The following is a 13,225-nucleotide window of genomic DNA, read 5'->3' as shown; positions in this document are numbered from 1 at the left end:
CATAAATGGTTAAACGAGCAAGCAAATTGACAGGCAAGCAAAAAGCCGCCCTCCTTCTGATTTCTCTAGGTCCTGACGCAGCCGCATCGGTTTACAAGCATCTTTCTGAAGAAGAAATTGAAAAGCTTACATTAGAGATCTCAAGTGTAAGAAATGTAGATTCTCAGAATAAAGAAGGAATTATTGAAGAGTTTCATCAAATCGCGATGGCTCAGGAATTCATTTCCCAGGGCGGCATTTCATATGCGAAACAAATTCTTGAAAAAGCGCTTGGAGAAGAGCGGGCTTCAAGCATTATCCACCGGCTTACATCTTCCTTGCAGGTAAAGCCGTTTGATTTTGCGAGAAAAGCTGACCCGGCCCAAATCTTTAATTTTATTCAGGGAGAGCACCCGCAAACGATTGCGCTCATTCTCTCCTACCTTGATCCGGTACAGTCAGGACAGATCCTGTCCGGTCTGCCGCATCAGCAGCAGGCGGATATTGCAATAAGGATTGCTAAAATGGACAGGACCTCACCGGAAATTATCAATGAAGTGGAACAGGTCCTTGAGAGAAAGCTCTCTTCTGCTGTCACACAGGATTATACGCAGACAGGCGGAGTGGAAGCGGTTGTTGAGGTGCTGAACGGTGTTGACCGCAGTACAGAAAAGACCATCCTTGATTCTCTTGAAATTCAGGATCCTGAGCTTGCAGAAGAAATCAAAAAACGGATGTTTGTTTTTGAGGATATTGTCACACTCGACAGCAGGGCCATTCAGCGCGTCATCAGGGATGTAGAAAACGAAGATCTGATGCTGTCGCTTAAAGTCGCAAGCGAAGAAGTGAAGGAAATTGTGTTCAAGAACATGTCCAAGAGAATGGCAGACACGTTTAAAGAAGAAATGGAGTTTATGGGTCCAGTCAGACTTCGGGATGTAGAAGAAGCACAATCACGCATTGTCTCTGTTATCCGCAGACTTGAGGATGCAGGAGAAATCGTCATTGCCCGCGGCGGGGGGGATGATGTCATTGTCTAATTTAATTAAATCAGACCGAGCCGCAGCAGAACAGGGCAAAAAAGCCATAATTCTAAGAACGGTCTTGTCCGCACCAGCTGAGAAAATAAATCCCGAGATGGTCATGCATCAGGCAAAAGCAGACGCTGATCAGCTGCTGGAACATGCCAGAGTTCAGGCAGACAGAATTCTAAAGCAGGCACAAGACGAGCAGGAAAAATGGATCAGTGAAAAAAAACAGCAAGAACTAGAGGCAAGAGAGGAAGGGTTTCAAGCCGGTTTTGAGGCGGGCAGACAGGAATCCCTGCAGCAATACAGCTCCTTTCTCTCAGAGGCAAAAACCATTGTGGATCAGGCAAAAGAGGATTACATAGAAAAAGTGTCCCAATCAGAAGATACCATTATTAATCTGGCTGTGAAGCTTTCTGAAAAAATCATGTTCATCAAGCTTGAAGAGCATCCTGCCTGCTTTGCCGAACTAGTTAAAAAAGCTTTGCATGAAGTCAGAGAACATCCGGAAATAAAAGTGTTCGTTAACCCGCTTTATTACAGCAGGCTTCTCAAGCAAAAAAGCGAGCTGGAAGATGTGTTGCTTTCCAGGGCCGATCTGTTCATTTATCCTGACGAAAGTCTTCAGGAAGGAAGCTGCGTGATTGAATCTCCTGCCGGCACAATGGATGCCGGCGTTGATGCCCAGCTGAATCAGCTGAAAAAAAGCATGCTTCAGCTGATTGGGGAGGATTGACGGTTTGAAAGCAGCAGACTTGCTTCTAAAGATAGATTCAATGGATTCATTTAAAATATATGGAAAAGTAAGCAAGGTAATCGGGCTGATGATTGAATCCAAAGGTCCGGAAAGCTCAATTGGCGACCTTTGCTACATTCATACGGGTACTTCTAAGGAAATGAAAATAGCTGCAGAAGTAGTAGGTTTCAGAGATGAATATGTTCTGTTGATGCCGTTTGAGCATGTGAATCAGATCTCACCCGGAAGTCTTGTTGAAGCAACAAACGAGCCTCTGAAGATCAAAGCGGGAATGGGGCTGATCGGCCAGACAGTTGATGCATTCGGTCTTCCCTTTAATCAATCACCGCTGCCAAAAGGCCTGACGCCAATATCAGCTGAACAAAATCCGCCAAACCCTATGAACCGTCCGCCAATCAATGAGACGATGGAAGTTGGGGTCAGAGTTATTGACAGTCTTTTGACAGTTGGAAAAGGACAGCGTGTCGGCATTTTTGCAGGAAGCGGTGTTGGAAAAAGCACGCTTCTCGGAATGATTGCAAGAAACACAAAAGCAGACCTGAATGTCATTGCCCTCATAGGTGAACGCGGGCGGGAAGTTCGTGAATTTATTGAAAAAGACCTTGGTGAAGAAGGACTCAAAAGGTCCATTATTGTGGCTGCTACATCTGATCAGCCTGCCCTGATGAGACTGAAGGCTTCTTATACAGCTACTGCAATCGCAGAATATTTCAGAGATAAAGGGTTAAATGTGATGCTGATGATGGATTCTGTCACCCGTGTTGCCATGGCGCAAAGGGAAATTGGCCTTGCAGCAGGAGAGCCTCCGACCACAAAAGGGTACACGCCTAGTGTCTTTGCCGTCCTCCCGAAGCTTCTTGAACGGACCGGAACAAATGAACATGGCTCCATTACCGCTTTTTATACAGTATTGGTTGACGGGGATGATCTGAATGAGCCGATTTCAGACACGGTAAGAGGAATTCTTGACGGCCACATCGTTCTTGACAGAAATCTTGCAAATAAAGGGCAATTTCCTGCAGTCAATGTGCTGAAAAGCATCAGCCGTGTGATGAGCCAGATTGTCCCTGCTGAACAAAAGAAAAACGCTTCAAAGCTAAGGGATCTGCTTGCTGTCTATTTAAACTCTGAGGACTTAATTAACATAGGCGCATACAAGCGCGGAACCAGCAGAGAAATTGACGAAGCGATCAGGTATTATCCGAAGATCCTTTCTTTTCTGAAGCAGGATGTGCACGAAAAAATCTCATTTGAACAAAGTGCGGAATACCTGCAATCACTGATTGAAATAGGAGATAACACGTGAAATACGCTTACAGGTTTCAAAAAATTCTTGAACTTAAAGAAATGGAAAAAGATCAGTCTCTTGAAGCTTATCAGTTATCGGTAGCAGACTTTGAGAAGGCTGCTGAAAAGCTGTATACATGCCTGAAGAAAAAAGAAGTGCTTGAAGAAAAAACGCTCTTTCAGCTGAATTCGGGCATGCCGGTTCAGGAAATCCGGCACTTTCAGCAGTTTGTATCAAATCTTGAAAAAACAATTTCACACTATCAGAATCTCACAGCAGCAGCAAGGGAGAGAATGAATGAAAAGCAGCAAGTTCTCACAGAAAAAAATATAGAAGTAAAAAAGTACGAAAAAATGAAAGAAAAACACCGCGAAGTCTATGTGCGCTGGGTGAAAGACACTGAAATCAAGAGTATGGACGATCTTTCTGTCCAGTCTTATGCCGTGCGGGGGAATTAGGTGAAAAGTGAAAGTGAAAAACGATGAAAAAGAAACTGGAAAATTCCAATGGCTGCTCTTTGTTGTCATCATCCCTTTCTTTTTTACGGTAACCTTCATTGCGGTCATTTTAACTGTTGCGGGAATTGACGTAACCGGAAAACTAAAAGAAACTGCCGCACTTCTGCCGGGAATCCCCGCAGAACAGAAAACATCCGGTCATGCAGAGTCTTCTGCAGAAAAGGAACTCAAGGAAGAAAATGAGCTTCAAAAATCGGAAATAAAACGACAGCAGCAGGATATAGCTGCCCTTGAAAATGACAGGGACTTAAAAGAGGAAGAGATTCAGCGGCTGAGCCAGGAAATTAGATCCATGGAAGAACAGCTGAAAGCGGCAGCAGCCGAAGAGGAAAACGGACGGGACATCGCCAAACTTTACAATAAAATGACAAGTAAAAAAGCCGCGGCGATCATTCCGCTGCTTTCTGATGAAGAAGCATTAAAGATTCTGAAAGCTATTGGTGATGAACAAGTTATTTCTGTTTTGGAAAAAATGAGTCCGGAAGACGCCGCTAAATATACAAATATGCTTTCAGATTCCTAGTTTGCAAGAGACAAGGGGGATGCAGGTTGAAAATTACGTTTTCGGCAGGCCCGGTTTCGGTCATGAACAATGACGGCAAGACGGGTTCAGGGGTACAGGTTTCCTTTTTATCTTTACTGCTCGGTTCTGCCGGGGCGGCAGGAAGTACTGAGACAGGCGGACAAGTTGACTCGTTTAATGAGAAAAATGAATACGCGGATCCCGAATTGGCAGATGCATTCAAAGAGCTTATCAAGCAACTGGCAGTAAATGAAGCCGTCATGCCTGAAGGAACTGTAAATGGCCTCCAGCCGCTTATGCCGGCTGCGGAACACACGATTTCTGAACAGACTAAAACCGGGTTAGGCAGGTTTTTGATAAAAGAAACAGAAACTGCGGCTGAGCAGGCTGATTATCCTGAAAAAACAGTAGTAAAGGTTCAAAACGGAGCTGGTGAATTCATTGGACCTGAAAGCAAGGAAGGTTTTGCAGGAGGGGATGCTCCAAAACATAAAGCTGAAGCAGGCGGAATTTCACATAATATGACCAATGCGCATGCCGCTCCCGAAGCACATTTTCAGCGGAAGAAAAAAACGGCAAATGAAGACTCCGGGATTACTGAAACGATGAGGATGAGTCAGCATTCAGCAGATATTGCTGCTTCTCCACATCCGGTTCGGGTCGGAGAACAAAGAGCAATAACTGGACAGAACATGCAACAGGCGGAAAACACCGACGAAGCAAACCTGCTTACTACAGCAGAAAAATACGCAGCGGCAGAAGTCAAGGCAGATCTTTTCACAGGCAAAACTAACACTCCTCCAGCTTTCGGATATGTCAGACAAACGGCAGGACAGGAATCATCTATAGTCCAGGAAAAGTCAGCTGAAAAGGCACAATTTTCTGCACAAGTTATGGGTGAAAATAGTGAGCCTCACGTTGCTATGTTGCAAAATCCTCAGCATGCAAATAGCATTAACCGCCATGGTGATTTAATGAACGCGTCAAGGGGACATGCACCACAAACATTTTCTGGCGGGGCAAGCACATTGTTCAGTAAATCTTCTGAGGCGGAAACCTTAGAAGGAAATATACTCGCTGCCATTAAGCAAGCAATAAAAGATGTATTGAAAGTAGGGCCTTCAGACAAAAACAGTAAGAACAATGAGGCCATGGACTTTGAAAATCAGCAGGACATAACGATTATTAATAAGAATGCGATTGATAAACTTACGTCCATTTTAAAGCCTCTGCATCGTATTTTTTCTGCAGGCGGAGAACAGGGTCTTGCCCGACTTATTGAAGAGATAAGTGCTGCAGTAAGGACAGACTCGGATAGAACGATATCTTCACTGAAAAATCTGCAGTCTCAACTCGAAGGGAATCAGCTCCTTCAAGTCCTTCATAAAGCCAGTTATACAGAACAGCCTGCCATTGGCCGTCTTCTGCTGAAAAAAGAAATAGATGCAGGCGGGGGAAAACAGGAGGCTGTCCATCAGCTTCTGAGTAAAGGCTATTTCAGACCGGCTGCAGTTGAATCCAGCAATGGGACCAGGCCGCAGACTCCTGATTCCATGGGTAATTTTCAGGCAGACCTCAAACAGTTGGAGGTAAATGTGACGGAGAATCACATGCGCAGTCCAGGCTTACCGGAAATGAAGAATGAATGGCAGCAATTGTTTAACAAGGACGGGAACAGTACTGTGCATCAGCCTTCACCGGGACTTACTGAGGTAAAGCTGAATGCTTCCCCTGAACTAAAAGAGCATCAGGGCGAGCCGGTTAAACGGGAATTTTCAGCCCAGATCACCGAGGTGTTCAAAAGAGCAAAACCTGCATTTGCAATAAACGGATTTTCCCAAATGACAATCAGACTTGCACCTGAGCATCTTGGCCTTCTGACAGTAAAGCTTCAAAGACTGAACGGGGAAACGACGGCAAAAATTATTACCTCAACCTCTTCTGCAAAAGAGCTTGTGGAACATAGCATTCAGCATCTCAAAGCCGCCCTTCCGGCGTTTCAAATTGCTGTAGACAGATTTGATGTATACGGGGAGCAGCCAGACTTGTTCCGCGAACGTGATCAAGACGAAGGGCAGCCGGAAAAAGAAAAGGGTGAGGAAAAAGACCGCGCTGAAGAGACTGATTCATTTAAAGATCATCTGAACATGCTGACATAAAAGGAGATAAACAATGGCTCAAAATACGATTGACTCGGGACTTTTCCTTTCTTCAACTGCAGCTGTCAGAACTGGAGGAAAATCAAGTCTCGGAAAAGATGATTTCCTGAAAATACTTATTGCACAGCTGCAAAACCAGGATCCTCTAAATCCAATGGAAGACAAAGAATTTATATCTCAAATGGCAAGCTTTTCATCACTGGAGCAGATGACCAACTTGAATACACAAATGAGCAGCTTCATACAGGTTCAGGTGAATGACGGCATCTTGAAATACTCTGAGATGATCGGAAAGCAGATTGACTGGAAAACAGAAGACGGTGAAGCAAAAACAGGAATTGTTAAATCCATTAAACAATCGGGACCGGATATTATTCTTGAGATGCAAAACGGAGACGAAGTGCCAAGTGCTTTCGTCACAAAAGTAACGGAAGCATCCGCTTCCTAAAGCGTGCAAATAGGTCAAAAAAGATAAAAAACCAGGGAGAGATTATATATGTTGCGTTCATTGTACTCAGGAGTAAGCGGAATGAAAAACTTTCAAACAAAGCTTGATGTTATCGGAAATAACATCGCAAACGTCAATACGTACGGATTCAAAAAAGGCCGTGTGACATACAAAGATCTTATGAGCCAGCAAATGGCAGGTGCAAGTGCTGCTACTGCCAACACAAGCGGCATGAACGCCAAGCAGGTTGGTCTTGGATCGGCACTTAGTTCAATTGATACGATCCACACCGGGGGAGCTAACCAATCAACAGGACGGACTCTTGACCTTGCGCTTGCGGGAGACGGATTTTTTGCGGTTGGGACAATTAAGGGAAGTGTTGATTTTACTACAAATAGGATTACCGGACCTATTGAAGATGCTGTTGATTTAAGTTACACAAGAGCAGGTAACTTTTACCTTGATGATCAGGGATACCTTGTTACTGCAGACGGCTACTACTTAATAGGTGAAGCTGGTCAAAAAACAAATACTGGCTTTGGAACAGGTACAAGTAATTCTGCAGGACTTATTCAAATTCCTCTGGATGCAAAGAGCTTCAATATTGGACCTGACGGAACGGTTTCTTTTGTTGATTCAGGTGGTCAATTACGAGTCAGCGGCCAAATACGCGTAGCGAATTTTGCGAACGATGGAGGGCTTGAAAAAGTTGGAGGAAATCTTTATAAAGAGTCAAGCAACTCAGGAACTATCGATAAAAACAACAATAATACATGGGAATTAGCTGAATTTGATATCCCTGGCCAAAACGGTTCAGCAACAATCATGACTGGATTTTTGGAAATGTCCAACGTAGATCTCGCAGAGGAATTCACAGACATGATCGTTGCACAGCGCGGTTTCCAGTCCAATACAAAAGTGATTACCACTTCAGATGAAATACTTCAGGAACTGATGAACTTAAAACGATAGGTTAGGGGGCAGGGGGCTGTACCCCGAATAAATTGATTTTACTGACTAGATTGAACGGCAAACCGTTTAGACTGAATGCCATTTATATGGAACAGATAGAATCCTTTCCCGATACAACCATCACACTGACAAATGGAAAGAAATTTGTAGTGAAGGAATCTGAAGCAGAGGTTGCAGAGAGAATCAAGAAGTTTTACCGGGAGATTCATATCATGCATGCAGCTGCTTCTGCGGAGGTGAAGGAAGATGAATAAAAAACTAATGACGATCATGCTTGTCATTATTACGTCGATCACGCTTGTAGGGGTGACAGCACTTGTTATCGTAACAAATTTCATGGGTACTGCTGAAGCAAAAGAAAAAGGACCATCCATTGATGATGTCATTGCTCAATCATATGATCTTCCCGAAATCACGACCAATCTCTCAAGCGATAATATTGTCCGGCTTTCCTTTAAGCTTGAAACGGACAGCAAAAAAGCGAAGGAAGAGCTTGAAAAAAGAGAATTTCAAGTAAGAGATATCATTATTTCTGAGCTTTCAAGCATAACAGCTGAAGAACTAGATGGAAAAGAAGGCATGAACGCATTTAAAAAGACGGTACAAAAACAAGTGAATGAATTACTGCAAAAGGGCGAAATCAAGAAGGTATACACAACCTCCTATATTATCCAGTAATCTTGCAAACATTCTGTGCAGAGGAGGTGTGAATGATGTCAAGCGAGATACTGTCCCAGAGTGAAATAGATGCCCTGCTGTCTGCAATCTCTTCTGGAGAGATGGATGCAGATGAACTGAAAAAGGAAGAAACGGAAAAGAAAGTAAAAGTTTACGATTTTAAAAGAGCGCTGCGCTTTTCAAAAGACCAAATCAGAAGCTTAACTAGAATTCATGAAAATTTTGCAAGGCTTTTGACAACGTATTTTTCAGCTCAGCTCCGCACGTACGTTCAAATTACCGCCGGAGCCGTTGACCAGCTGCCTTATGAAGAATTTATCCGTTCAATCCCAAAGATGACCGTTTTAAACGTATTTGAAGCAAGGCCTCTGAATGGCAGAGTCCTAATGGAAGTAAACCGGAACATCGCCTATGCCATGATGGACAGGCTGATGGGCGGCCATGGTACTGGAATAAGCCACTCGACTTCATTGACTGAAATTGAGACGAAAATTATGACAAACCTGTTTGAAAAATCTCTCGATAATTACAGAGAGGCCTGGGGCTCTGTGTATGATATTGAACCAGCGGATATGAAGCTTGAGGTGAATCCGCAGTTTCTCCAATTGGTATCCCCAAATGAAACTGTCGTTGTTATCTCATTAAACACGCAGATTGGCGATACCAGCGGGATGATAAATATTTGCATACCTCATGTCGTTCTTGAGCCGATCATGCCGAGGCTAAGCGTTCATTTTTGGATGCAATCCGAGCGGAAAGAGCCAAAAGCAGCTGAAGTGAACGCTCTTGAGAAGAAAATTCATGGTGCTGAACTTGAGGTAACAGCGGAGCTCGGACACTCAGAGATAACCGTACAGGAGTTTTTGGATATTTCGGCAGGAGATGTCATTCAGCTTGAAACGTCAATAGATCAGCCTTTAATCATTAAAATTGGAGACCAGCCAAAATTCATCGGACAGCCCGGAAAATTAAAGCGCAAATCGGCTGTGCAAGTATTGGGACAATACCAAGGGGGGCAAAAAGAAAGTGAGTAACGGGATGTTATCTCAGGATGAAATCGATGCCCTGCTGAATGGCAGCGGGAGCAGCGACTACGATTCTGACAATTTAATAGAAGATTACCTTACATTAATGGAGCAGGACACAATTGGCGAAATCGGAAATATTTCGTTTGGAAGTTCTGCAACAGCGCTGTCGACTCTTCTTCAGCAAAAAGTGGATATCACAACACCGACAGTGTCAGTCATTCAAAGACAAAAGCTTGCGGATGAATTTCCGCATCCATATGTCGCGATCGAAGTGAATTACACAGAAGGTTTTACAGGAAGCAACTTGCTTGTGATTAAACAGAGTGATGCCGCCATCATCGCGGATTTAATGATCGGCGGAAATGGTGAAATTACGGATACTGAGCTAAATGACATCATGATCAGCGCTGTGCAGGAAGCTATGAATCAAATGATGGGTTCTGCAGCTACATCTATGTCGACGATCTTCAATAAAAAAGTCGATATTTCTCCTCCATCTATTGAATTGCTGGATTTAAAAGGCGGAGAAGGGACTGAGGCGCTTCCACAGGATGATCCTTTTTTGAAGGTTGCATTCAGAATCAAAGTGGGAACTCTGATCGATTCCGAAATCATGCAGCTGCTTCCCCTCCATTTTGCTAAGGGGCTTGTAGATGAACTGATGAATCCCCCAGAACCGGCAGCAGCAATTGAGACGATGCCTAATACGGCATATCAGCAGCAGGCTCCGCCTCAAAAGCCTGTTCAGGAGGAACAAATCCAGTACAAACCTAGTCCGGTGGAAGTAAAACCGGCAGAATTTTCTTCATTTGACGGGGCGGCTGCTCCTAAAAACGACATGAAAAATCTTGATATGCTGCTTGATATTCCGCTTAAAGTAACGGTTGAACTTGGCAGAACGAAGCGTTCAGTGAAAGAGATTCTTGAACTGTCCGCAGGGTCCATTATTGAACTTGATAAACTTGCAGGAGAGCCTGTAGATATACTGATCAACAATAAAATTGTTGCACAGGGAGAAGTTGTAGTAATCGAGGAAAACTTCGGAGTGCGGGTGACAGATATCCTTAGCCAGTCCGAACGCTTGCACAGATTAAAGTAATTTTTAGGGAGAGACGAATATGGCACATAAAATTATGATTGTGGATGACGCAGCTTTTATGAGAATGATGATCAAAGATATTTTGACAAAGAACGGGTTTGATGTTGTTGCAGAGGCTTCTGACGGGGCGCAGGCAGTAGAAAAGTACAAAGAACACCATCCTGATCTTGTCACAATGGACATCACAATGCCCGAGATGGACGGAATAACGGCATTAAAAGAAATTAAAAAAATGAATCCTCATGCGCGGGTTATCATGTGTTCGGCCATGGGCCAGCAGGCGATGGTTATTGATGCGATTCAGGCGGGCGCGAAGGATTTTATCGTGAAGCCGTTCCAGGCAGACCGGGTGCTTGAAGCAATCAATAAAACATTAAGCTAAAGGGAGAATACCAGCACGTGAATACAAAATGGCTATGGTTTTTGCTGTTCTTCTGTCTCTGTCTGCTTGTTAATGAGCCCGTTCAAGTTTTCGCCGGACAGGAATCAGGAACCGTTTCTGACTGGGTGAAAAACGACCGGCCTTCAGGTCCTGAAGCCCAGAAGGAAGACACGGCTGCTCCCGGTGTATCAGCATGGGATTTTATAAAAATGATTCTTGCTACTGGTTTTGTTCTTTTCTTAATTTATATGCTTATAAAGTTTACAGCAGGAAAAAACAGGATTAACGCTTCATCCAAATACATAGAGAATCTCGGCGGAACAAATGTGGGGCAGAACCGGAGTGTACAGCTGGTGAAAGTCGGCGGCAGTATTCTTGTCGTCGGTGTTTCAGACAGTGTTCAGCTGCTGAAGGAAATAGATGATGAAGAAGAATGCAAAGAAATTGTCCGGCTCCATGAAGAGAAGTTTATGCAGCACAGGGTTCAGCCTGAGTGGGTTAAAAACCTGTCCGGATTGGCAGGGGCATCCAGCTCCCGGGAAGAAAAACCTTTGGCTTCATTTAAAGATCAGCTTCTTCAACTGAGAAAAGACCGGCAATCTGCACTGGAAGACATAAAGAGAAAGGACAGCAAAGAATGAACGAATTTATAGAAATATTCAGCTCAAGCGATGCTGCGAATGTAAGCACATCTGTCAAGCTGCTGCTTTTGCTGACTGTCCTTTCTCTCGCTCCAAGCATTCTGATTTTGATGACATGTTTCACAAGAATCATCATCGTGCTTTCATTTGTCAGAACGTCGCTTGCCACACAGCAGATGCCTCCTAATCAGATCCTGATTGGAATTGCTTTGTTTTTAACTTTTTTTATCATGGCCCCGGTTTTTTCTGATATTAATCAGCAGGCGCTGACACCTTTATTCAATGAAGAAATCGGTCTTGAAGAGGCATACGATAAAGCTTCACTTCCGCTTAAGGAATTTATGAGCAAACATACAAGGCAGAAAGACCTTGCGCTGTTTCTTCAATATGCCAATCTTGAAAAGCCCAAGTCAGTTGAAGATATCCCTTTGACTGCACTTGTTCCTGCATTTGCAATAAGTGAAATTAAGACAGCCTTTCAAATTGGATTTATGATTTTCATTCCTTTTTTGGTCATTGATATGGTTGTAGCTAGTATTTTGATGTCTATGGGGATGATGATGCTTCCTCCCGTGATGATTTCTCTGCCATTTAAAATCCTTCTTTTCGTTCTTGTGGATGGGTGGTACCTGGTTGTGAAATCATTGCTTCAAAGCTTTTGAACAGGAGATATAAGATGAGTTCTGAATTTGTTATTTCTATAGCAGAAAAAGCGATTTATACAACGCTGATTATTTGCGGGCCGCTGCTTGCCATTGCACTGATTATTGGACTTGCAGTAAGTATCTTTCAGGCCACAACTCAAATACAGGAACAAACGCTTGCGTTTGTTCCGAAAATTGTCGGGGTTCTTGTCGGGCTGATTTTTTTCGGTCCATGGATGCTGTCTACAATCATTTCGTACGCACAGGACATTTTCGGCAACCTTGACCGGTTTGTAGGATAAGAGAATGGATGTAATAGAGTATTTTCCGGCATTTTTGCTTATTTTTGCAAGAATGAGCGCTTTTTTTGTCACAATGCCGCTGTTTTCCTACAGAACGATTCCGCAGCAGCACAAAATTGGTTTTTCATTCTTTTTATCAGTCATTGTTTTTTCATCTGTTCAGCCGGAACCTGTAGAAATAGGCGGAGAATTTGTTCTGCTGGTGCTGAAAGAAGTGCTTATTGGCCTCTTGATCGGGTTTTCTGCTTACTTGATGCTCGCGGCTGTCCAAATCGCCGGAAGTTTAATTGATTTTCAGACGGGCTTTGCTATTGCAAACATTATTGATCCGCAAACAGGGTCTCAAAGTCCGCTGATCGGGCAGTTTCTGAATGTCATGGCGCTATTCTTCATGCTGAGCATAAATGCACATCATTTGCTTTTGGACGGCGTGTTTTACAGCTATCAATTTATTCCTCTTAGAGGAGAATTGTTTCCTCTCGGTGATGGAAGTGCTGCACTATTAATTACGAAAGCATTCAGCGCAATGTTTCTGATCGCATTCCAAATGTCCTTTCCGGTCGCTGCTTCTCTTTTTTTGGTGGACCTTGCCCTTGGGATTACTGCTCGGACTGTTCCGCAGCTGAATATTTTCGTCGTTGGCCTGCCTCTTAAAATCGGAGTCAGCTTTGTAATGCTTATTCTCGTTATGGGATCTATTTTTATGCTCATTCAGCATGTGATGGAAATGATGATTGAAACGATGAGAAATTTGATGCAACTTTTTGCCGGAGGCTGAC

17 protein-coding genes are annotated in these 13,225 nt (G+C 43.6%); all 17 read left to right on the top strand.

Going from position 1 to position 13,225, the window contains the following annotated elements; all coding sequences use genetic code 11:
• Positions 1 to 5: 5 nt before the first annotated feature.
• Genes fliG through fliR form a run of 17 tightly spaced genes read left to right on the top strand, consistent with a single transcriptional unit; the run spans position 6 to position 13,224 of the window.
• On the top strand, positions 6 to 1,019 hold the full coding sequence (gene fliG, locus MHB63_20605) for a flagellar motor switch protein FliG (GenBank protein ID MEK3808936.1): 1,014 nt from the start codon (positions 6 to 8) through the stop codon (positions 1,017 to 1,019).
• Entirely contained in the window at positions 1,012 to 1,743 is a 732-nt protein-coding gene (fliH, locus tag MHB63_20600) for a flagellar assembly protein FliH (GenBank protein ID MEK3808935.1), read from the top strand. Before fliG ends, fliH begins: the two co-directional genes overlap by 8 nt.
• Before the next feature lie 4 nt (positions 1,744 to 1,747).
• Entirely contained in the window at positions 1,748 to 3,070 is a 1,323-nt protein-coding gene (gene fliI / locus MHB63_20595) for a flagellar protein export ATPase FliI (protein MEK3808934.1), read from the top strand.
• Positions 3,067 to 3,510 (top strand): flagellar export protein FliJ, encoded by a 444-nt coding sequence (gene fliJ / locus MHB63_20590; protein MEK3808933.1) that lies wholly within the window; start codon positions 3,067 to 3,069, stop codon positions 3,508 to 3,510. The genes fliI and fliJ overlap by 4 nt, the downstream gene beginning before the upstream one ends.
• Positions 3,511 to 3,523: 13 nt before the next feature.
• The gene (locus MHB63_20585) at positions 3,524 to 4,093 is read left to right on the top strand and encodes a hypothetical protein (GenBank protein ID MEK3808932.1); all 570 of its coding nucleotides are present in this window, start codon (positions 3,524 to 3,526) and stop codon (positions 4,091 to 4,093) included.
• Positions 4,094 to 4,119: 26 nt separating this feature from the next.
• Positions 4,120 to 6,252 carry a flagellar hook-length control protein FliK gene (locus MHB63_20580; protein MEK3808931.1) on the top strand — a complete coding sequence of 711 codons (2,133 nt, stop codon included), beginning with the start codon at positions 4,120 to 4,122 and terminating at the stop codon, positions 6,250 to 6,252.
• Between the two features lie 13 nt (positions 6,253 to 6,265).
• On the top strand, positions 6,266 to 6,700 hold the full coding sequence (gene flgD / locus MHB63_20575) for a flagellar hook assembly protein FlgD (protein MEK3808930.1): 435 nt from the start codon (positions 6,266 to 6,268) through the stop codon (positions 6,698 to 6,700).
• A gap of 48 nt (positions 6,701 to 6,748) precedes the next feature.
• On the top strand, positions 6,749 to 7,672 hold the full coding sequence (gene flgG / locus MHB63_20570) for a flagellar basal body rod protein FlgG (GenBank protein ID MEK3808929.1): 924 nt from the start codon (positions 6,749 to 6,751) through the stop codon (positions 7,670 to 7,672).
• Between the two features lie 32 nt (positions 7,673 to 7,704).
• On the top strand, positions 7,705 to 7,926 hold the full coding sequence (locus tag MHB63_20565; GenBank protein MEK3808928.1) for a flagellar FlbD family protein: 222 nt from the start codon (positions 7,705 to 7,707) through the stop codon (positions 7,924 to 7,926).
• The gene (fliL, locus tag MHB63_20560; GenBank protein MEK3808927.1) at positions 7,919 to 8,350 is read left to right on the top strand and encodes a flagellar basal body-associated protein FliL; all 432 of its coding nucleotides are present in this window, start codon (positions 7,919 to 7,921) and stop codon (positions 8,348 to 8,350) included. The genes MHB63_20565 and fliL overlap by 8 nt, the downstream gene beginning before the upstream one ends.
• Positions 8,351 to 8,385: 35 nt before the next feature.
• Positions 8,386 to 9,384 (top strand): flagellar motor switch protein FliM, encoded by a 999-nt coding sequence (gene fliM, locus MHB63_20555; protein ID MEK3808926.1) that lies wholly within the window; start codon positions 8,386 to 8,388, stop codon positions 9,382 to 9,384.
• Positions 9,377 to 10,477 (top strand): flagellar motor switch phosphatase FliY, encoded by a 1,101-nt coding sequence (gene fliY / locus MHB63_20550; protein ID MEK3808925.1) that lies wholly within the window; start codon positions 9,377 to 9,379, stop codon positions 10,475 to 10,477. Before fliM ends, fliY begins: the two co-directional genes overlap by 8 nt.
• 19 nt (positions 10,478 to 10,496) lie before the next feature.
• Entirely contained in the window at positions 10,497 to 10,859 is a 363-nt protein-coding gene (locus tag MHB63_20545; GenBank protein ID MEK3808924.1) for a response regulator, read from the top strand.
• Positions 10,860 to 10,876: 17 nt separating this feature from the next.
• Positions 10,877 to 11,500, top strand: a complete 624-nt coding sequence (locus MHB63_20540) for a flagellar biosynthetic protein FliO (GenBank protein MEK3808923.1) — start codon at positions 10,877 to 10,879, stop codon at positions 11,498 to 11,500.
• Positions 11,497 to 12,162 carry a flagellar type III secretion system pore protein FliP gene (fliP, locus tag MHB63_20535; protein ID MEK3808922.1) on the top strand — a complete coding sequence of 222 codons (666 nt, stop codon included), beginning with the start codon at positions 11,497 to 11,499 and terminating at the stop codon, positions 12,160 to 12,162. Before MHB63_20540 ends, fliP begins: the two co-directional genes overlap by 4 nt.
• A 14-nt stretch (positions 12,163 to 12,176) precedes the next feature.
• The gene (gene fliQ / locus MHB63_20530) at positions 12,177 to 12,446 is read left to right on the top strand and encodes a flagellar biosynthesis protein FliQ (GenBank protein ID MEK3808921.1); all 270 of its coding nucleotides are present in this window, start codon (positions 12,177 to 12,179) and stop codon (positions 12,444 to 12,446) included.
• 4 nt (positions 12,447 to 12,450) lie between these two features.
• Complete coding sequence (gene fliR, locus MHB63_20525; protein ID MEK3808920.1) at positions 12,451 to 13,224, top strand: flagellar biosynthetic protein FliR; 774 nt, start codon at positions 12,451 to 12,453, stop codon at positions 13,222 to 13,224.
• The last annotated feature ends 1 nt before the right edge of the window (position 13,225 follow it).

The organism is Bacillus sp. FSL H8-0547 (assembly GCA_038002745.1).
GTDB lineage: Bacteria > Bacillota > Bacilli > Bacillales > Bacillaceae > Bacillus_P.
Note: the sequence above shows the minus strand (reverse complement) of the source record. Positions and strands in the feature narration are given on the sequence as shown.

Coding starts and splice junctions, on each gene's coding strand:
- fliG (MEK3808936.1), top strand. CDS start 6: ATGGTTAAACGAGCAAGCAAATTGACAGGCAAGCAAAAAGCCGCCCTC.
- flgD (MEK3808930.1), top strand. CDS start 6,266: ATGGCTCAAAATACGATTGACTCGGGACTTTTCCTTTCTTCAACTGCA.
- flgG (MEK3808929.1), top strand. CDS start 6,749: ATGTTGCGTTCATTGTACTCAGGAGTAAGCGGAATGAAAAACTTTCAA.
- fliL (MEK3808927.1), top strand. CDS start 7,919: ATGAATAAAAAACTAATGACGATCATGCTTGTCATTATTACGTCGATC.
- fliM (MEK3808926.1), top strand. CDS start 8,386: ATGTCAAGCGAGATACTGTCCCAGAGTGAAATAGATGCCCTGCTGTCT.
- MHB63_20545 (MEK3808924.1), top strand. CDS start 10,497: ATGGCACATAAAATTATGATTGTGGATGACGCAGCTTTTATGAGAATG.
- fliP (MEK3808922.1), top strand. CDS start 11,497: ATGAACGAATTTATAGAAATATTCAGCTCAAGCGATGCTGCGAATGTA.
- fliQ (MEK3808921.1), top strand. CDS start 12,177: ATGAGTTCTGAATTTGTTATTTCTATAGCAGAAAAAGCGATTTATACA.
- fliR (MEK3808920.1), top strand. CDS start 12,451: ATGGATGTAATAGAGTATTTTCCGGCATTTTTGCTTATTTTTGCAAGA.